Source organism: Sphingomonas sp. P2_B6 (assembly GCF_056404755.1).
Window position 1 is genome coordinate 188,748 of the sequence record NZ_JBFUDK010000006.1, and the last position, 17,280, is coordinate 206,027.

The 17,280-nt window shown below is 64.9% G+C and carries 19 protein-coding genes and 1 riboswitch; of the genes, 11 read left to right on the forward strand and 8 right to left on the reverse strand.

The window, feature by feature from the left end; genetic code table 11:
• Positions 1 to 4: 4 nt before the first annotated feature.
• From AC1DX5_RS11120 to crtY, 5 genes are all read right to left on the reverse strand, one after another.
• The gene (locus AC1DX5_RS11120; RefSeq protein ID WP_478015414.1) at positions 5 to 955 is read right to left on the reverse strand and encodes a phytoene/squalene synthase family protein; all 951 of its coding nucleotides are present in this window, start codon (positions 953 to 955) and stop codon (positions 5 to 7) included.
• A gap of 103 nt (positions 956 to 1,058) precedes the next feature.
• Positions 1,059 to 1,640 (reverse strand): LOG family protein, encoded by a 582-nt coding sequence (locus tag AC1DX5_RS11125; RefSeq protein ID WP_465171297.1) that lies wholly within the window; start codon positions 1,638 to 1,640, stop codon positions 1,059 to 1,061.
• Complete coding sequence (locus AC1DX5_RS11130) at positions 1,637 to 1,879, reverse strand: CPCC family cysteine-rich protein (protein ID WP_465171298.1); 243 nt, start codon at positions 1,877 to 1,879, stop codon at positions 1,637 to 1,639. The genes AC1DX5_RS11125 and AC1DX5_RS11130 overlap by 4 nt, the downstream gene beginning before the upstream one ends.
• Complete coding sequence (locus AC1DX5_RS11135; protein ID WP_465175305.1) at positions 1,876 to 3,357, reverse strand: phytoene desaturase; 1,482 nt, start codon at positions 3,355 to 3,357, stop codon at positions 1,876 to 1,878. Before AC1DX5_RS11135 ends, AC1DX5_RS11130 begins: the two co-directional genes overlap by 4 nt.
• A complete protein-coding gene (crtY, locus tag AC1DX5_RS11140) occupies positions 3,354 to 4,544 on the reverse strand; it encodes a lycopene beta-cyclase CrtY (protein WP_478015416.1) in 1,191 nt (396 codons plus the stop codon). Before crtY ends, AC1DX5_RS11135 begins: the two co-directional genes overlap by 4 nt.
• 92 nt (positions 4,545 to 4,636) lie before the next feature.
• Here crtY and AC1DX5_RS11145 point away from each other — a divergent pair, with 92 nt between their 5' ends.
• The gene (locus AC1DX5_RS11145; protein WP_478015418.1) at positions 4,637 to 5,419 is read left to right on the forward strand and encodes a hypothetical protein; all 783 of its coding nucleotides are present in this window, start codon (positions 4,637 to 4,639) and stop codon (positions 5,417 to 5,419) included.
• A gap of 16 nt (positions 5,420 to 5,435) precedes the next feature.
• On the opposite strand, the gene AC1DX5_RS11150 is transcribed toward AC1DX5_RS11145, so the two are convergent.
• A complete protein-coding gene (locus AC1DX5_RS11150; protein ID WP_465171301.1) occupies positions 5,436 to 6,050 on the reverse strand; it encodes a glutathione binding-like protein in 615 nt (204 codons plus the stop codon).
• 86 nt (positions 6,051 to 6,136) lie between these two features.
• Between AC1DX5_RS11150 and AC1DX5_RS11155 the strand changes: the two genes are divergently transcribed.
• From AC1DX5_RS11155 to AC1DX5_RS11200, 10 genes are all read left to right on the forward strand, one after another.
• A complete protein-coding gene (locus AC1DX5_RS11155; protein WP_465175308.1) occupies positions 6,137 to 6,715 on the forward strand; it encodes a TetR/AcrR family transcriptional regulator in 579 nt (192 codons plus the stop codon).
• A gap of 29 nt (positions 6,716 to 6,744) precedes the next feature.
• Entirely contained in the window at positions 6,745 to 7,551 is an 807-nt protein-coding gene (locus AC1DX5_RS11160) for a sterol desaturase family protein (RefSeq protein WP_465171303.1), read from the forward strand.
• Entirely contained in the window at positions 7,517 to 7,912 is a 396-nt protein-coding gene (locus tag AC1DX5_RS11165) for a DUF2141 domain-containing protein (RefSeq protein WP_465171304.1), read from the forward strand. Before AC1DX5_RS11160 ends, AC1DX5_RS11165 begins: the two co-directional genes overlap by 35 nt.
• Before the next feature lie 72 nt (positions 7,913 to 7,984).
• Complete coding sequence (locus AC1DX5_RS11170) at positions 7,985 to 8,863, forward strand: MipA/OmpV family protein (RefSeq protein ID WP_478015420.1); 879 nt, start codon at positions 7,985 to 7,987, stop codon at positions 8,861 to 8,863.
• A 189-nt stretch (positions 8,864 to 9,052) separates the two neighbouring features.
• Positions 9,053 to 10,027, forward strand: a complete 975-nt coding sequence (locus AC1DX5_RS11175) for a ferritin-like domain-containing protein (protein ID WP_478015422.1) — start codon at positions 9,053 to 9,055, stop codon at positions 10,025 to 10,027.
• Positions 10,028 to 10,061: 34 nt separating this feature from the next.
• Entirely contained in the window at positions 10,062 to 11,105 is a 1,044-nt protein-coding gene (locus tag AC1DX5_RS11180) for a ferritin-like domain-containing protein (protein ID WP_478015424.1), read from the forward strand.
• 83 nt (positions 11,106 to 11,188) lie between these two features.
• A riboswitch (TPP riboswitch) is annotated at positions 11,189 to 11,297 on the forward strand.
• Between the two features lie 38 nt (positions 11,298 to 11,335).
• Positions 11,336 to 13,231, forward strand: a complete 1,896-nt coding sequence (gene thiC / locus AC1DX5_RS11185; RefSeq protein ID WP_478015426.1) for a phosphomethylpyrimidine synthase ThiC — start codon at positions 11,336 to 11,338, stop codon at positions 13,229 to 13,231.
• Positions 13,232 to 13,376: 145 nt separating this feature from the next.
• On the forward strand, positions 13,377 to 13,946 hold the full coding sequence (locus tag AC1DX5_RS11190; protein WP_478015428.1) for a DUF2199 domain-containing protein: 570 nt from the start codon (positions 13,377 to 13,379) through the stop codon (positions 13,944 to 13,946).
• A gap of 204 nt (positions 13,947 to 14,150) precedes the next feature.
• The gene (gene tcmP / locus AC1DX5_RS11195; RefSeq protein ID WP_478015430.1) at positions 14,151 to 15,023 is read left to right on the forward strand and encodes a three-Cys-motif partner protein TcmP; all 873 of its coding nucleotides are present in this window, start codon (positions 14,151 to 14,153) and stop codon (positions 15,021 to 15,023) included.
• A 1-nt stretch (position 15,024) separates the two neighbouring features.
• Positions 15,025 to 15,783 (forward strand): DUF5131 family protein, encoded by a 759-nt coding sequence (locus AC1DX5_RS11200; protein ID WP_478015432.1) that lies wholly within the window; start codon positions 15,025 to 15,027, stop codon positions 15,781 to 15,783.
• A 142-nt stretch (positions 15,784 to 15,925) separates the two neighbouring features.
• Here the strand turns inward: AC1DX5_RS11200 and AC1DX5_RS11205 are convergent, their stop codons facing one another.
• Both AC1DX5_RS11205 and fdhD read right to left on the reverse strand, forming a co-directional pair.
• Positions 15,926 to 16,459, reverse strand: a complete 534-nt coding sequence (locus AC1DX5_RS11205) for a molybdenum cofactor guanylyltransferase (protein ID WP_478015434.1) — start codon at positions 16,457 to 16,459, stop codon at positions 15,926 to 15,928.
• Positions 16,456 to 17,250 (reverse strand): formate dehydrogenase accessory sulfurtransferase FdhD, encoded by a 795-nt coding sequence (gene fdhD / locus AC1DX5_RS11210; RefSeq protein WP_478015436.1) that lies wholly within the window; start codon positions 17,248 to 17,250, stop codon positions 16,456 to 16,458. The genes AC1DX5_RS11205 and fdhD overlap by 4 nt, the downstream gene beginning before the upstream one ends.
• Positions 17,251 to 17,280 lie beyond the last annotated feature (30 nt).

Sequence of the window (17,280 nt, forward strand, 5' to 3'; positions counted from 1 at the left end):
AACCTCAGCGCGGCCTTGTCCACAAATCCGGGTCGCGGGGCAGGGGCGGATAGAGCGTCCGCCGCTGGGTCGCCTCGCGCGCCGCCCGCGCGATCATCGCGATCTTGGCGCTGGTCGAGGTGGTGACGCGGTGGTCCCAGGCATGTTCGCCGCGCTCGGCCACCGCACGCCCGATCGCGCCATAGATGCCCGCCGCCGCCAGCACCGCCCAGGCGGATCGGAAGGGCAGCGCCGGGGTCCCCGCCCGCGCGCTCGTTTCATAGTCGGCGGCGCGTGCGGCGAGCCTTTTGGTCAGCACCGCGAGCCGCTGGCGGAAGGGCGGCTTCATATGCTGGCCCGGCGGGATGTCCATCTCGACCAGCCAGTCCTCGGGCAGATAACAGCGCCCGACCCGGTCATCCTCCTCCACGTCGCGCGCGATATTGGCGAGCTGGAAGGCAATGCCGAGGTCGCAGGCGCGGTCGAGCGTCGCGTCGTCATCGGGCGACACGCCCATCGCCACCGCCATCATGCAGCCGACCGCGCCGGCGACATGATAGCAATATTTGTAGAGGTCATCCTCGCTGCGCGGCCGCCAGTCCTCCGCATCGAGCGCGAATCCCGCGATCAGGTCGCGCGCGAAGCGTCGCGGCATGTTCGTCTCGGCCGCGACGATGCGCAGCGCGTCGAATGCCGGGTCGCCGACCCAGTCGCCGGCGAGCGTCGCCTCGGTCATCGCCGAGATCCGCGCCAGCCGCGCCGGCGCATCCTCGACGATCGTCATGCCGTGCCCATGGTCCTGGCCGTCGGCGATGTCGTCGCATTTGCGGCACCAGGCATAGAGCAGCCAGGCGCGTTCGCGCGTCTTGCGGTCGAACAGCCGGCTCGCCGCCGCGAAGCTCTTCGATCCCCGTGCGATCGATTCCGCCGCCGTCGCGACGATCGCGTCGCGTGTGGGGAGGTTACCGGTCGTCACCGTGAAATCCCCTTCCCTCCGTTCGTATCGAGCGAAGTCGAGACACCCTGGTCAGGGACGGGCTGCTCGACTTCGCTCGATACGAACGGAGGGGATGCGGGAATCACAGGTCCTTGGCGCGCATCTTGGTGATCGTCTCGATCGGCGTGTGATCGGCCATCTTCGCGAGCAGCCCGTCGAGCGTGTCGTCGATCAGCAGGATGTTCTGATGCTGCGGCCGCAGGAAACCGACTTCGCCCATCTTTTCGTAAAAGGCAATGAGATGGTCGTAATAGCCCGCCACGTTGAGCAGCCCGACCGGCTTGGCGTGATAGCCGATCTGCGCCCAGCTCAGCGCTTCCCACAACTCGTCCATCGTGCCCGTTCCGCCGGGCAGGTTGATGAAGCCGTCGGACAGGTCGGTGAAGGCCTGTTTGCGCTGGTGCATCGTGTCGACGACCTGCAGCTCGGTCAGCCCGCGATGCGCAACCTCGGCGGTCACCAGCGCGGTCGGGATGATCCCGATCACCTCGCCGCCCGCCTCCAGCGCACTATCGGCGATCGCCCCCATCAGCCCGAGCCGCCCGCCACCATAGACGACGCCGATCCCTCGCTCGGCAAGCGTGCGGCCGACGGCGCGGGCGGACTCGATGTAAACCGGATCGGCTGGGCTGGCCGATCCGCAATAAACGGCAAGGCGTTTCATGCGATCTCCGATGCGGACGGCAGGCGCACGTTGACGATGTATCGTCTATCGCTGGCACCGAAGGCCCGATAATTTTCTTGAGCCATTGTCAGGGTGAGTGAACCGTTGGGTCCTCCGTGACTGTCGTCGGCGGTCGACGCCGTTTGTCCATCGTCTTCCCAGAAGCAGACGCCGCAGATCTCGTACGCGCCTGATTCCTTCAAGGTCAGATGGCCGCAACAGGGGCACGCACGACTCACCGTGGTCCCTCCAGCATCAACGCCGCCGTCGCCTTGGCGCTACCGACGACCCCTGGAATCCCCGCGCCCGGATGCGTGCCCGCGCCGACGAAATAGAGGTTCGGAATCTCGTCGTCGCGATTATGCACCCGGAACCAGGCGCTCTGCGTCAGGATCGGCTCCAGGCTGAAGGCGCTGCCGAGATGCGCGTTCAGGTCAGTCGCGAAATCGCTCGGCGCGTAATGGAATTTGGTCACGATCCGGTCATGGATATCGGGGATCAGCCGCCGCCCGATCTCATCGAGGATGCGCTTCTCCAGGATCGGCCCGATCTCGGCCCAGTCGACCGGGAATTTGCCGAGATGCGGCACCGGTGCCAGCGCATAGAAGGTCGAATGACCCTCTGGTGCCAGGCTCGGATCGGTCACGGTCGGGTGGTGGAGATAGAGCGAGAAATCCTCGGGCAGCACGCCGGTCTCGTACAGGTCGGTCAACAGGCCTTTGTAGCGCGGGCCGAAAAGGATCATGTGGTGCGGGATGCCGGGCCAGGTGCCCTTGATCCCGAAATGCACCACGAACAGCGACGGCGAGAAGCGCTTGCGCTCGAGCTTGGGCACCGTGCGTTGCGCGCTGCGCGAGGATTTCAGCAGGTCGCGATAGATATGGACGACGTCGCCGTTGCACGCGACCATGTCGGCGGTGCCTTCCCAGCCCGACGCCGTGACCACGCCGGTCGCCTTGTCGCCCAGGGTCTCGATGCTGGTCACCGGATCGTTCAGGCGCAGTACCCCGCCCAGCCGCTCGAAATGCGTGACCATGCCGGCGATCAGCCGGTTGGTCCCGCCCCTGGCGAACCACACCCCGCCGTCGCGCTCCAGCTTGTGGATCAGCGCGTAGATCGCGCTGGTCGTCATCGGGTTGCCGCCGACGAGCAAGGTGTGGAAGCTCAGCGCCTGGCGCAGATGCTCGTCCTTCACGAAGCTCGACACGATCGAATAGACCGATCGCCAGGCCTGGTATTTCGCCAGCGCCGGCGCCGCCTTGATCATCGACGCGAAGTCGAGGAACGCGACATGGCCGAGCTTCTCATAGCCTTCGTGGAAAACGCCGGCCGAATAGTCGAGGAACTTGCGATAGCCGGCGACATCCTCCGGATTGAGCCTGGCGATCTCCGCCATCAGCACAGCGTCGTCATTGGTATAGTCGAAGCTGGTGCCGTCGGGCCAGTTGAGCCGGTAGAAAGGCAGCACGGGCGTGAGCGTCACGTCGTCCGCCATGCTGCGCCCGGTCAGCGCCCATAATTCCTGCAGGCAGGGCGGGTCGGTGATGACGGTCGGCCCGGCATCGAAGGTGAAGCCGTCCTTCTCCCACACATAAGCGCGCCCGCCGGGCTTGTCGCGCGCCTCGACGATGGTCGTCTCGACGCCCGCCGATTGCAGGCGGATGCCGAGCGCGAGCCCGCCGAACCCGGCGCCGATGACGATGGCGGTACGGCTCATGCCGGGCTCCGGCGCGCGGCCGGGCGGATGGCGGAACCGGCGATCGCTTCGAGCGCGCGACCCACCGGTACGGGGGGCTTGCCCATCAGGACACGGGCCTTGTCGGATAGGGTCGATTTTCCAGCATAGAAACGGCCTATAAGACGAGGATCGAGTCGATAGAAGCGTTCCAGGATGCGATAGCGTTCGGCGGGCTCGGCAGCCCTGAACAGCATCTTGTCGAGCATGCGGTAGAAGCCGCGCCGGCGCCAGGTCGATCGGGCGAGGTCATAGGTCAGGTCGTGCAGCGCGCTGCCCGACAGGTCGGCCGCCCGGGCGATCAGCGATGCGGTGCGCACCGCATCGGGCAGCGAATAGCCGGTGGTCGGGTGGAACAGCCCGGCGCGCATGCCGGCCTTGGCGACCCTGGCGCCCCCGCTGCGCCAATAGGCCTCGAAATCGCCGCCCATCGCGACGGGCAACACACCGGTCTCCTCGCGCAGGACCTGTCTGACCTGCCAGCCGCGCCGCGCCGCATAGCCGTCGATGCGCCGGATCAGCGCGGCGCGGTCGAGATCGGGGGTGTCGCTGTAATAGGTGTCCTCGACGAACATCCGCGTCGCCGTGAAGGGCAGGCAATAGACGAACCGGTATCCGTCGATCTGCTCGACGGTCGCATCCATCACCAGCGGCGTCGGCTGGTCGTGCGCCGCGCCCAGTTCGAGCTCGCGGCCCAGGAATTTCTGCCAGCCCAGATCCAGCAGGCCGAGATCGGCCGGCCCCCGGGCATCGATCACGCCCCCTGCCGCGATGCGTTCGCCGTCCTCCAGCACCACCATGGTCGGACCGGCCTCGATCACTCTGCGCCCCGTCACCAGCGCGCCTTCCGGCAGTGCGGCGCGCACGACGCTATCCAGCTGTGCGGAGTCGATCGAATGATAGGCGGTGTTCAGCGTGCGCCGGTGCGCCGGAAAGGCGATGTCATATCGCCCCCAGCCGTGGCTGATCAGCGGCGCGACGATCCAGCGGTCGCCCTCCGCCACGTCGCTGGCGAAGAAGGACCAGAGATGGTTGCCGCCGATCCGGCCCGATTCCTCGATCAGCCGGATGTCGAGATCGGGGCGTCGCTTCTTCAGCGCCAGAGTCACCAGCCCGCCCGCCAGTCCGGCGCCGATGATCGCGATATCGCAGGAGAGAGGCGCGGGCATGATGTTGCGTAGCGGAATCGCTTCGCTGTGCAAATCGCCCGCTTGTCCCTTTGCGATGGTGGATTAGGATCGGGGCCGAGGGGACATCATCCATGAATATCCTGGCCGCCATCGCCGCACTTGCCCTGACGCTGTCGCCGGCCGTGGCGCAGGAGCGGATCAAGACCGCGGATCTGGAGACGGTGAGCCGGCGCGGCGCGCAGCTTTACGCCTTCGATCAGGCCGCCTGGTATACCACCGACGCGATGGTCGCGAAGAAATTGCCGGGCGAGACCATGGCCGCGATCCGCGGCTGGGTCGTCGAACCGCATGGCGACGCCCTTACCGTCACCTATTACGGGTTCGACGGCACGAAGCCCTATGCGATCTACGCCGCGGATTATGCGGACGGCAAGGTCGCTGCCGAGCGCGTGCCGGCGACCCGCGAGGCGCTGTCGGCCCAGGGCGAACGCATGATCGCGGCGCTCGAGGTCGCGCGGGACCTGGAGCTCAAGGGCTGCGTCGACCGGCCTTATAACAGCGTGGTCCTGCCACCCCAGCCGGACGGCACTATCCCGGTCTATCTCCTGACCCCGATGGTCACGCAGAACGCCTATCCGTTCGGTGGCCATCACGAGGTGGATATCAGCGCTGACGGAAAGGTCGCCGCCACGCGCGATTTCGCCAAGACCTGCCTCGTCGTGGCGCAGCCCAAGGACGCCGTCATGGGCTTCGTCACGCACCTGCTCGACCCGCACCCGACCGAGATCCATGTCTATCTGTCGCTCTGGATGGGCAAGCCGATCGCGGTCGGGACCGGAAACGACACCGCCTGGATGGTCGAAGGAACGAAGATCTCGCCGCTCGACCTGAAGGACGGTGCCAAAAAGCGCTGACGCCGTCCCTCCGGGCTCAGGCGGCCTGGAGCAGCGGCATCTCCGCTCCCATCGCCCGCGCGATCGAGGGGCGCTTGCGCATGCGCGTCCGCCAGCCGAGCAGCACCGGCCAGTCGGCGATCGGCATGCCGGCATGCTCGCACCAGTTGAGGATACTCAGCAGATAGGCATCGGCCACGCTGAAGCTGTCCCCCAGATAGTCGGCGCCGTCGAGATGGGCCGACAACAGGTCGAGCCGCTTTGTCGCCAGCGCGCGCGCCCAGGCTTTGGCACCTTCGGGCGCCGACTTGCTCATCAGCGGGACGAATACGGCCTTGTGCAGCTCGGTCGAGATGAAGTTGAGCCAGCGCATCATCTGATAACGCTCCTCGGTATAGGGCGCCGGCGCCAGCACGCCCTCGGCGGCGAGATCGGCGATATAGGTCAGCACCGCCGGCCCCTCGGTCAGCGCGAGGCCGCCGATCGTCTCCATCGCCGGGACATAGCCCATCGGGCTGATCGTGGTGAAAGGCCGCCCGTCGGGCAGACGCCCGCCCGGCAGGACCTGCACGAACTCGGCATCGAGCTCGGCTTCCTCGATCGCGATCCGCGTGGCGAGCGAGCAGGCGAAGGGAATGAAATAGAGCTTCATGGGGACCTCCCGGGCCTTGGTTGATTTCTATACTGTTTCGCATAATATAGTCGTTCGTCAATGATTCTTTGCGAAACGGTACAGATTTGTCAGAACGCCCCCGCGGCCGCCCGCGCAGCTTCGATGCCGATGTCGCGCTCAAGGCCGCGTCGGAACGCTTCCGCACGCACGGGTTCGCCGGCACGTCGCTTGACGAACTGGCCGACGCGACCGGCCTCGCGCGCCCCAGCCTCTATGCCGCGTTCGGCGACAAGCGCGCGCTCTATGTCGCCGCGCTGACTCGGCTGATCGAGCGGGTCGAGCGTTCCTTCGGCACGCTGCACGGGCTCGGCCTGCCGCTGCGCGAGATGGTCGAACGCATGCTGATCGGGGCGATCAACGGCTATATGTCGGGCGAGAAGGGGCCGTCGGGGTGCCTGCTCGTCGGGACCGCCACGGCGGAGGCCGCCGCCGATCCGGAGGTACGCGCGGTGCTCGCGCGATTCCTCGCCATGGAGGATCGCTGTATCGAGGCATTGCTGGTGGAGGCGGGCAGCACGCGCCCGGCCGCGTCCGCCGTGGTCGTCGCCTCCGCGCTGCATTCGCTCAGCGTGCGGGCCCGCGCCGGCGAATCGCGCGAGTCGCTGGAACGTATCGCGCGGGATTGCGCCGCGATGGTGGTCTAGCCGGGGCTTTGCCGTGTAAGGCGGTGCCGATGACTATCGCCTTCGCCATCCTGCTCTCCGCCGTCGCGATGACGCTGATCGTCGGCGTGCGCTACCTGATCGTCAGCGGCGCCTTCGATCTGGCGACCCGCGCGAAGCATCCCGGCCTTTACGCCGGGCTCGATCCGCAGATCCGGCGCGAGATCTGGTGGAGCCTCGCCTCCGCCGCGATCTACGGCGCGCCCGCCGGCATCATCGCCTGGGGCTGGCAGAATCGCGGCTGGACGAGGATCTACAGCGACGTCCACGCCTTCCCCCTCTGGTATCTGCCGGTCTCGGTGCTGCTTTACCTGATCGCGCATGACGCCTGGTTCTACTGGACGCATCGCTGGATGCATCTGCCCCGGCCGTTCCGCCTCGCGCATGCCGTCCATCATGCCAGCCGCCCGCCCACCGCCTGGGCGGCGATGGCGTTTCACCCGATCGAGGCGATCACCGGCGCTGTGGCAATTCCGCTACTGGTGTTCGTGATTCCGATCCACCCCTACGCGCTCGCGGTGGTGCTCACCGTGATGACCGTTATGGGGGTTACCAACCATATGGGGTGGGAGGTTTTTCCTACGTTCATGTGGCGGGGGCGAATGGGGGCCTGGCTCATCACGGCGAGCCATCATCAGCGCCACCATGAGCAATATGGGGGGAATTATGGGCTCTATTTCCGCTTCTGGGATCGCCTTTGCGGCACGGACCGCGGCGTCGGCGATTTCGCCCGCGACCATGCGCGTGCGCGTCGGAAGGCGATTGGGCCTGGCGATCGTCGCGATGGCGCTGCTGCCGGGCGCGACGCCGGTCTCTGACCTGTCGCTCGACGTGGCGAAGCTGCGCTCGACGCATGGTCTGATCCGCATCTGCCTCACCGCCGATCCCGCGAACTTCCCCAAATGCACCGACGACAGGCATGCGGTGACCCGGTCGGTGCCGGCGACTCGCCACGATATCGCCTTTGACGGCCTGCCGCGCGGCGATTACGCCATCGCGGTGATCCATGACGAGAATGGCAATGGCCGGCTCGATACCTTTGCCGGCATTCCGAAAGAGGGTTTCGGCTTCTCGCGCAACCCGGTCATCACCTTCGGCCCGCCCAGCTTCAAGGCGGCGCGTTTCACCGTTTCCGGTGATGCCGATGCGCAACAGGTGAGGATGCTTTACCTGCTTTAGGATCGAGGCGGCGGACCCAAAGCGCGGCAGGCCGCGTTTGCCGCCCTGATGACCCGTTCCTGGAGTATGCTTGTGACCGCACAAAATCGTATCGCCCTGCTCGCCGCAACCTTGTCCTGCTTCACCGCGGCGCCCGCCTTCGCGCAGGAGATACCGGCGGTGTCCGCCCAGGGCCCTTCGCAGCAAGAGGCCCCCGATGCCGACCGCACCAGCTTCACCATCGGCGGCGGCGCGGCCCTGATGCCGAGCTATGAAGGGTCGAACGACTATATCATCGCCCCCGCCGTCGCGGCGCGCGGCAAGGTCGCCGGCTTCGCCTTCTCGACGCGCGGCACCCAACTCTATGTCGATCTGATCCCGAACCCGTCGGGCCCGTCCTTCGATGTTCAGTTCGGCCCGATCGTCGGCCTCAACTTCAACCGCACCGGCCGCGTCACCGATCCGCAGGTCAAGGCACTGGGCAATCGCAAGATCGCGCTCGAGGCCGGCGGCTATGTCGGCATCGCCAAGACCGGTGTGATCACCAGCGATTATGACAGCCTCTCGCTCAAGGTCGCCTATGTCCATGATGTCGGCAAGGTCTATCGCAGCTACGTCATCACGCCGTCGATCGAATATACCACGCCACTCAGCCGCAAGGCGTTCGTCGGCATTTCGGTCTCGGCCGATTATGCCGGCGCCGGTTATTCCCGCGCCTATTTCGACGTCGATGCCGCTGGCTCGGCACGCAGCGGCCTGCCGGTATTCAGCGGCGGCAAGGGGTGGAAGGACGTGAGCTTCGGCACGGTCGTCGGCCATTCGCTCACCGGCGATCTGCTCCACGGCCTCGGCATCTATGCGATGGGGTCCTACACCCGGATGCAGGGCAGTTATGCCGACAGCCCTGTGGTCAGCATCGCCGGCAGTCGCAACCAGTGGTTCGGCGCGATCGGGCTCGGCTACACCTTCTGATCCCTTTTTTGAGGTGGACCGAAGGGATGTGCGATGGATCGGGGGCGAACGACTGTTGCTGTCGCCCCCGCACATCGGCTACCCGAAGACGGAAACCGGTCGGAAATCGACATGCCCGGTCATGCAAATGACGGGAAACGGTGGCTGAATCCGTCCTGTCATGGGACACCATCTCAAGGAGAGGTCATTTTGACCGACGACCAGCAGCTGATCGAGGGTAGCGAGTCGCCCCTCCAGCCGGAAAGCAACCTGCGCAACGAGCGCCGCGAATTCTTCAGGGCCGCACTCGGCGCCGCCGCGGCGACCGCGGCGGGCGCCGGCGCCTTGTCGATCGCCACGTCGGCCTCGGCCGCGACGATCGTCGACAACGACATGGGCAATTTCCTGCTCCAGCTCGAATATCTCGCCGCGCAATATTACAGCTTCGCCGTCACCGGCGCCGGCCTTCCCGCCGCGATGCTGACCGGGGTCGGTACCGCCGGCGCCGCCACCGGCGCGCGTCAGGTGACCTTCACCGATCCGCTCGTCGCTCAATATGCCAGCGAGATCCAGCAGGACCTGGCCGCGCATGTCTCCTTCCTGCGCGCCACGCTCGGCACCGACGGTGCGACCGCTCAGCCGGCGATCGATCTCGGCACCGGCACGACCAGTGCGTTCAGCAAGATGGCGGTCGCCGCCGGCATCGCTGCCGCGGGCGCGTTCGATCCCTATGCCAGCGACGAGAATTTCCTGCTCGGCGCCTATATCTTCGAGGACGTGCTCGTCACCGCCTTTGCCGGCGCCGCCGCCTCGATTTCGGACAAGGCGTTCCTCGGCAAGGTCCTCGGCCTGGTCTCGACACATTCGCATCACACCGCGGTGATCCGGTCGCTGCTCTATGCAAAGGGCGTGGCGACGCCGGCGCTCAGGACGAACGCCGACAAGGTCTCCGACGTCCGGGATACGCTCGATGGCACGGCAGATCTCGATCAGGGCATTTCGCCCAGCACGGTCAGCGGCAATATCGTGTCGAACATCGTGCCCGCCGGCGCGGACGGCCTCATCGCCGGCCGCTCGACCGGCCAGGTGCTCAACATTCTCTATCTGAACAGCGCTGCCGTCAGCCTGGGCGGCTTTTTTACCGCCGGCCTCAACGGCACGGTGAAGACCAGCTCGGCGAACTGATCGCACCTGTGCTCCCCAAAGGGAAGATTTCACGATGACCGATACCGACTCCCCGATCCCGGCGCTCGACATGGCCGGCCCCGCCGACGACCGCAGCTTCGGGCAGCGCCGGCGCTTCCTGCTGCTCGCCGGCAGCGCCACCGTGGCGATGGGCCTGGCTGCCTGTGGCGGCAGCAACGACACCTCGCCAACGCCGACGCCCACCTCGACCGTCACGCCCACGCCGTCGCCCACCTCGACCTCCACGGTCGCGCTCGATGTCGACTACCTCAACTTCACGCTTCAGCTGCAATATCTCGTCACGCAATATTTCATCCGCGCGACCACCGGCGCTGGTGTCGAGGCGATTCCTGCCTCGGCCACCCTGCCCGGCGGCGGTGCCGCGCTGCTCACCGGCACCGGCACCCAGGGCGCGGTAACGGGCGGCACTCAGGTGACCTTCACCGATGCCCTGCTCGGCCAATATGCGCGCGAGATCGCGGCGGGCGAGCTCGCCCTGCTCGGTTTCCTGCGCTCGGCGATCGGCTCGGCGGCGGTTTCCGCCCAGCCAGTGATCGACATCTCGAACAGCATCACCGGCGGCTTCACCCGGCTGGCGCGCGTGGCGGGCCTGATCGGTCCCGCCGATCAGTTCGATCCCTATTCGAGCGAGACCAACTTCCTGCTCGGCGCCTTCCTGCTGCAGGACGTCATCGTCAGCGCCTATATCGGCTCGGCGCCGTCGATCGCGAACCTGCTCTATCTCAACGCGGCGGCGGACGCGCTGGCGACGAAGTCCTTCCACGCCGCGATGGTCCGCTCGCAGCTCTACGCCCGTGGCACCGCCGCGCGCTCGGCGACCGATCAGCTCAGCAACGCCCGGGATTCGTTCGACGGCGCCAGCGACAATGATCAGGGGGTCACCGGCAATGCCAGCACCGCCAACGTCACGCCGACCAATATCGACGGCATCGTCTTCGGCCGCACCCCCGGCCAGGCGCTCAATGTGCTGTACACCTCCTCTTCGGCGGTGGTCGGCGGGGGTTTCTACCCCAACGGCGTGATCAGCACCTATTTCAAGACCAGCGCCGCCAGCTGAACCTGGCAGGATCGCAAAGAGACAGGCCGCGCGACCCTTGGGTCGCGCGGCCTTTTCTTTATGCGCCGATACGCCTAGACCGGTCCCATCCCCGGGGGGGCGCTGATGCGCGCCTGAGAGGGGGGCTGCAGCCCCCGACCCGCCGAACCTGATCCGGTTGAGACCGGCGGAGGGAGGGAGCGGCTTTCACCCGAAATCCGTCCTCGCTCCGCATATTGGAGCGAACACCCATGGCCGACATCCCCGCCCGCACCGAAATCGGCGTCACCACTGGCCCGATCCGCGGCTCGCGCAAGATCCATGTCGGCGAATGGCGGGTGGCGATGCGTGAGATCGTGCTCGAGCCGTCGAGCGGTGAAGTGCCTTTGCGCGTCTACGACACCTCGGGCCCCTATACCGATCCCAAGGCGATCATCGACATCAATGCCGGCCTGCCGTCGCTCCGTCGCGACTGGATCATCGGCCGCGGCGACGTCGAAAGCTATGACGCGCGCGAGATCAGGCCCGAGGATAACGGCCTGTCCGGCCCGGACCGTTCCGCCGGCGTGCCGCAATTCCCCAATGTCGTGAAGCGTCCGCTGCGCGCAAAGGCCGGCCATAATGTCAGCCAGATGCACTATGCCCGGCGCGGCATCATCACGCCCGAGATGGAATATGTCGCGATCCGCGAGAATATGGGCCGCGCCGCCGCCAAGGAGAAGCTGATCCGCGACGGCCAGGATTGGGGTGCCTCGATCCCCGATCACGTCACGCCCGAATTCGTCCGGGACGAGGTTGCCCGCGGTCGCGCGATCATCCCCAACAACATCAACCACCCCGAATCCGAGCCGATGGCGATCGGCCGCAACTTCCTCGTCAAGATCAACGCCAATATCGGCAACAGCGCCGTCGCCTCGAACGTCGCGGCGGAAGTCGACAAGATGGTCTGGTCGATCCGCTGGGGCGCGGACACGGTGATGGACCTGTCGACCGGCCGCAACATCCACGACACGCGCGAATGGATCCTGCGCAACTCCCCCGTGCCGATCGGCACCGTGCCGATCTACCAGGCGCTGGAAAAGGTCGGCGGCGTGGCCGAGGACCTGACCTGGGACATCTTCCGCGACACGCTGATCGAGCAGGCCGAACAGGGCGTGGATTATTTCACCATCCATGCCGGCGTGCGCCTGGCGTACGTCCCGATGACCGCGAAGCGCGTCACCGGCATCGTCAGCCGCGGCGGCTCGATCATGGCGAAATGGTGCCTCGCGCACCACAAGGAGAGCTTCCTCTACGAGCGCTTCGACGAAATCACCGAGATCATGAAGGCGTACGACATCGCCTATTCGCTCGGCGACGGCCTGCGCCCCGGCAGCATTGCCGATGCCAATGACGAAGCGCAGTTCAGCGAGCTCTATACCCTGGGCGAACTCACTCACCGCGCCTGGAAGAGCGACGTCCAGGTCATGATCGAAGGCCCCGGCCATGTGCCGATGCACAAGATCAAGGAAAATATGGACAAGCAGCTCGAGGTCTGCGGGGAGGCGCCCTTCTACACGCTCGGGCCGCTCACCACCGACATCGCGCCCGGCTATGATCATATCACCAGCGGCATCGGCGCCGCGATGATCGGCTGGTACGGCACGGCGATGCTTTGCTACGTCACCCCCAAGGAGCATCTCGGGCTCCCCGACCGCGACGATGTGAAGGTGGGTGTCGTCACCTACAAGCTCGCCGCCCACGCCGCCGATCTCGCCAAGGGCCACCCGGCCGCAAAGCTCCGCGACGACGCGCTGTCACGCGCCCGCTTCGAATTCCGCTGGCGCGACCAGTTCAACCTGTCGCTCGATCCCGACACGGCGGAGCAGTACCACGACCAGACCCTCCCGGCTGAAGGCGCCAAGACCGCGCATTTCTGCTCGATGTGTGGCCCTAAATTCTGCTCGATGAAGATCACGCAAGAGGTGCGCGACTTCGCGGCGAAGCAGAACAGCGGCGTGGACAGCTTCCTTGCCGCCGCACCGGCGCAGGACGGGGACGCGGCACGGGCGCGCTTCGCGAATGCCGATGCGGAAAGGGGCATGGACGAAATGAGCGAGAAGTTCCGCGAGAAGGGCGGGGAGATCTACCTGCCGGCGGCGGAGTAAGGTTTACGCGCGCGTGAGGCGCCCCTCTCATTCCTCCCTCTGCGAAGCAGGGGGAGGGGGACCATTCGCCCTTTGCGAATGGTGGAGGGGGCGTTGCCACAAGCAAGACGGCGGAAAAGGCCATTGGTCATGACCGAGAATCTCCATGAAATTCTTCGGCCGTAAAAAGCCCCCCTCCGCGCTGGACCGCCTGTGCGGCGCAGGCTGGAAATGCACCTCCTGCGACCTGACCCACAAGGGCATGTTCCACCTCGCATCCTTCGCCCCGGATTTCTGGGAGGGGCCGGAAGAATATGAGTCCAACGGCGCCATCCGCTTCGACGGCGATTTCCTCTCGGAGGATTTCTGCGTCGTCGGCGGCGAACATTTCTTCATACGCTGCGTGTTCGACATCCCGGTCCACGGCCTCGCCGATAAATTCGGCTTCGGCGTGTGGTCCACGCTCTCCCGCGCCAATTTCGACATCTATCTCTATGGCTTCGACGAGGGCGCCTATGCGAACCTGGGGCCATGGACCGGCTGGTTCTCCAACCGTCTCGCGCCATTCGGGGACACGCTGAACCAGCCCTGCTGGGTCCATCCCCAACTGGCCCGCCAGCGGCCCGTCATCACCTTGGGGAACGAAGATCACGATCTTGCGCGCGCGCAGGCGGAGGGCATAACGCCGGAGCGGGTGCTGGAGTTATATGCGGCTTACGGTCACGTCGTGGGCTAAGTCTCCGTCGCTTCTGCTACAACGTGCACTGTCACCGATATTCCGATATTCCGAATGCCGATGCCGAAAAGGGCATGGACGAAATGAGCGAGAAGTTCCGGCAGACGGGTGGGAGATCTACCTGCCAGCGGCGGAGTAGCTGCGTTTGCCATGTCAAATAAATTGCTATAGTTCTGCAAATGTTCTTTGCGACGGGGCGATGGCATGGTTGGTACGACGCAGCAGTTTGGCAGTGCTCATACCGAGAGGAAGCTACAGACAGTTCAGAAGTACCTCGGCGCCTTCACGACGGCCTTAAAAAGGCAGTCTTTCGAACTGCTATACGTCGATGCGTGTGCCGGCTCGGGCTCCTCGACGGCTAAGCGCCCATCGACGGGCCAAGGTCACTTGGTCGACGCTGATGACATAACGATTGGATCAGCTGTCCGAGCCTTGGAAGTTAGACCGCCGTTTGATCGTTACGTTCTGAATGACACAAAGCGCTCAAACGTGCGCTCCCTAACCGCTGTCGTCGCAGAACGATTTCCGGAACTCTTTGAGCGCGTCACGTTTCTTCAGTTGGATGCCAATGAGGCGTTAATTTCACTCTGCCGAGATACGGATTGGCGTAAGAGCCGAGCGGTTGTTTTTCTCGACCCGTTCGGGCTTCAGATGAATTTTTCCATGGTTCGAGAACTCGGGCAGACGCGGGCCGTCGATCTTTGGTATCTGGTCCCTGTCCTAGCTATGAGCCGTCAAGTGAAGGGCGATGGCTCGATACTCGAAGCTGGTGGCTCTCGGATTGATGAGATTCTGGGGACCGATCAGTGGCGGAAGGCTGCGGTTGTCGAGGAAGAGTGTGGAATGGACCTCTTCGGAGCCATTGAGCCCACGACTAGAAAAGTCGCTAACGCGGCATGGTTTGAGAAGGTCGCAATGGCGCAACTAGGCACAGTGTTTAAAGGGGGCGTGTTAGATGCGGCGCTGCCTCTTGGCCGTGGGGGACTGCACGAATTTTCGCTCATATTCGCCTGCGCTAATCCCAGCGCAGGCGCGAACACGCTTGCCAAGCGGCTGGCCGCAGCAGTGTTGAAATAAAATGGCTGGCACCTCAGATATCGAGTGGACTGATGTAACGTGGAATCCGGTCGCGGGTTGCAATATCGCGTCTTCGGGATGCACCAATTGTTACGCGATGCGGATGGCAGCCCGACTGCAAGCGATGAGGCATCCCAAATACGAAGGTACAACGCGGAAAAGCGGCGGTAGGACTGTATGGACCGGAAGAATAAATATCGATCCATCTACCCTTAATGAACCGCTGAACTGGAAGCGCGGCAAGCGTATTTTCGTAAACTCGATGTCTGACTTGTTTCACGATGATGTGCCATCCGCCTTTATCCAAAATGTCTGGGCAATTATGGCCCAATGTCCGCAGCACCAATTCCAGGTTTTGACAAAGCGCCCCGAACGAATGGCGGCACTTTTTGCGAGCGGCGAGCTAGCCCCGCTACCACAGGTATGGATAGGGACATCTGTGGAAGACGAGGCAGTAGTGAGCAGAATTGGTCACTTAACCTCAATATCCGGAATGACCCGGTTCGTTTCGTTCGAGCCACTTATTGGTCCTGTTGGGGCTTTGAACCTGCGCGGCGTGCATTGGGCAATTGTCGGTGGTGAGTCTGGCCCGAGTGCACGCCCGATGAAAATCGAATGGGTCGATCAGATTAAAGACGCTTGCCGAAAATCCGGTTCTGCGTTTTTCTTCAAGCAATGGGGCGGGCGCAACAAGAAGGCTGCGGGGCGAAAGCTGCATGGGCGGACCTATGACGAGTATCCCCACGAATTAGCTGCATAACTGCGCTAGCGTGGGAAGGCGTAATGGCCATCGTTCTGCCGGAAAGTCGCCTCTCCAAGGCGGATGAGCGGCTGCTGCTCCTGCTTGAGTTAAGGGAACACTATACTAAACTCGCCCTCCGCCCTGGCTGGCACCTAAGCCGTCAAGGCGCTGTGAGCCCAGCCAGATCATCCGGACGATTGACGTTCGGAATAGGCCGCTCCACCTCGATCTCGATCGCGCCAACCTTCTCCGCCCAGCCCATGATCGACCGCTCCGGCGACCGCTCCAGATAGTCCGCCAGGTCGCTGACCAGGTCCGCTGGCCAGCATCCGATAACCGGCATTCCCCGGACAAAGGCCGGCGCTTTCGCGGCGACCAGGCGGACGAAGACGGATGCCGGGACGACAGGCGTGTCGCAGGCGATGGTGAGGACGGTGGAGAAACCCATGTCGCTGGCGTGCCGCATCGCGCCGCAAATCCCTCCCAGCGGGCCGAGATCGTCGCGTGGCCAATCGGGGATGGTCGGGAAGCCCATCGCGGCACGACTGCCACCCGAGACCGCGACGAGATCGCAATGGGGGGCAAGCGTCTCCGCCGCATGCGACAGCAGCGGTCGGCCGCGCCACAGGGCCATGGCCTTGTCCGTTCCAAATCGCCGCGACATGCCCCCGGCGAGAACCACACCGAGGATCATGGCGCTCCGTCCCCTCCGGCGACCGAGAGCACGGCATCCGGTCTGGCCAGGACCATCAGCCTCAACCCACAAGATCGAGCGCGAGCGATCGCAAGGTCGGTTGCGGCCGAGATCGTCACCAGCGTCGGGCACCCGCTGAGAGCCGCTTTCTCGACCAGCTCATAGGAACAGCGCGACGACAGCAAGGCAAAGCCTCCATCCCACCGGATGCCTGCCCTCACCATGGCGCCGATCAGCTTGTCGAAGGCATTATGGCGCCCGACATCCTCCCGCACGTCGATGATCGATCCATCCGCCGAACATCGGGCCGCGGCGTGGACCGCACCGGTCGCGCGATTGAGCGGCTGGCGGTCGCCAAGCTGCTCCAGCGCAGCGAAGATCGCGTGGTCCGCGATGCCGTGCGCTGCCGGTACCCGAGGGAGCGGCCGCAGGGCGTGTTCGAGATTGTCGATCCCGCAAAGACCGCATGAGGAATCGGATATGCGGTGGCGGACCCGGTCGACCACTCTGGCGGCATTCGCGGCCGGGAGCTGAACCCGAAGGACGACGCCGGCGGCCACTTCATGCGTGTCGATCGCCAGAACGTCGCGATCGTCTTCGATGAGCCGCTCGCTCAAGGCGAAGCCGACCGCGAAATCTTCCAGATCCTGCGGGGTAGCCATCATGACGGCATAGCCGATGCCATTGAATTCGATCGCGATGGGCTTCTCCACCGCAACCGCGCGGGTCACAGGGTCGCGATCGCCGTTTCTGGCGATCCGGTCGAACAGGCCGGGTATGGAGCGATTCATCGATCTTCCACATCGCCATTCGCGGGCGCG

What these genes read in the sequence shown, in the direction of transcription:
- AC1DX5_RS11165 (WP_465171304.1), top strand. Translation starts at nt 7,517, where the DNA reads ATGGCGCTGCTGCCGGGCGCGACGCCGGTCTCTGACCTGTCGCTCGAC.
- AC1DX5_RS11150 (WP_465171301.1), bottom strand. Translation starts at nt 6,050, where the DNA reads ATGAAGCTCTATTTCATTCCCTTCGCCTGCTCGCTCGCCACGCGGATC.
- AC1DX5_RS11190 (WP_478015428.1), top strand. Translation starts at nt 13,377, where the DNA reads ATGAAATTCTTCGGCCGTAAAAAGCCCCCCTCCGCGCTGGACCGCCTG.
- fdhD (WP_478015436.1), bottom strand. Translation starts at nt 17,250, where the DNA reads ATGAATCGCTCCATACCCGGCCTGTTCGACCGGATCGCCAGAAACGGC.
- AC1DX5_RS11145 (WP_478015418.1), top strand. Translation starts at nt 4,637, where the DNA reads ATGAATATCCTGGCCGCCATCGCCGCACTTGCCCTGACGCTGTCGCCG.
- AC1DX5_RS11125 (WP_465171297.1), bottom strand. Translation starts at nt 1,640, where the DNA reads ATGAAACGCCTTGCCGTTTATTGCGGATCGGCCAGCCCAGCCGATCCG.
- tcmP (WP_478015430.1), top strand. Translation starts at nt 14,151, where the DNA reads ATGGTTGGTACGACGCAGCAGTTTGGCAGTGCTCATACCGAGAGGAAG.
- AC1DX5_RS11180 (WP_478015424.1), top strand. Translation starts at nt 10,062, where the DNA reads ATGACCGATACCGACTCCCCGATCCCGGCGCTCGACATGGCCGGCCCC.
- AC1DX5_RS11200 (WP_478015432.1), top strand. Translation starts at nt 15,025, where the DNA reads ATGGCTGGCACCTCAGATATCGAGTGGACTGATGTAACGTGGAATCCG.
- crtY (WP_478015416.1), bottom strand. Translation starts at nt 4,544, where the DNA reads ATGCCCGCGCCTCTCTCCTGCGATATCGCGATCATCGGCGCCGGACTG.
- AC1DX5_RS11205 (WP_478015434.1), bottom strand. Translation starts at nt 16,459, where the DNA reads ATGATCCTCGGTGTGGTTCTCGCCGGGGGCATGTCGCGGCGATTTGGA.
- AC1DX5_RS11135 (WP_465175305.1), bottom strand. Translation starts at nt 3,357, where the DNA reads ATGAGCCGTACCGCCATCGTCATCGGCGCCGGGTTCGGCGGGCTCGCG.
- AC1DX5_RS11160 (WP_465171303.1), top strand. Translation starts at nt 6,745, where the DNA reads ATGACTATCGCCTTCGCCATCCTGCTCTCCGCCGTCGCGATGACGCTG.
- thiC (WP_478015426.1), top strand. Translation starts at nt 11,336, where the DNA reads ATGGCCGACATCCCCGCCCGCACCGAAATCGGCGTCACCACTGGCCCG.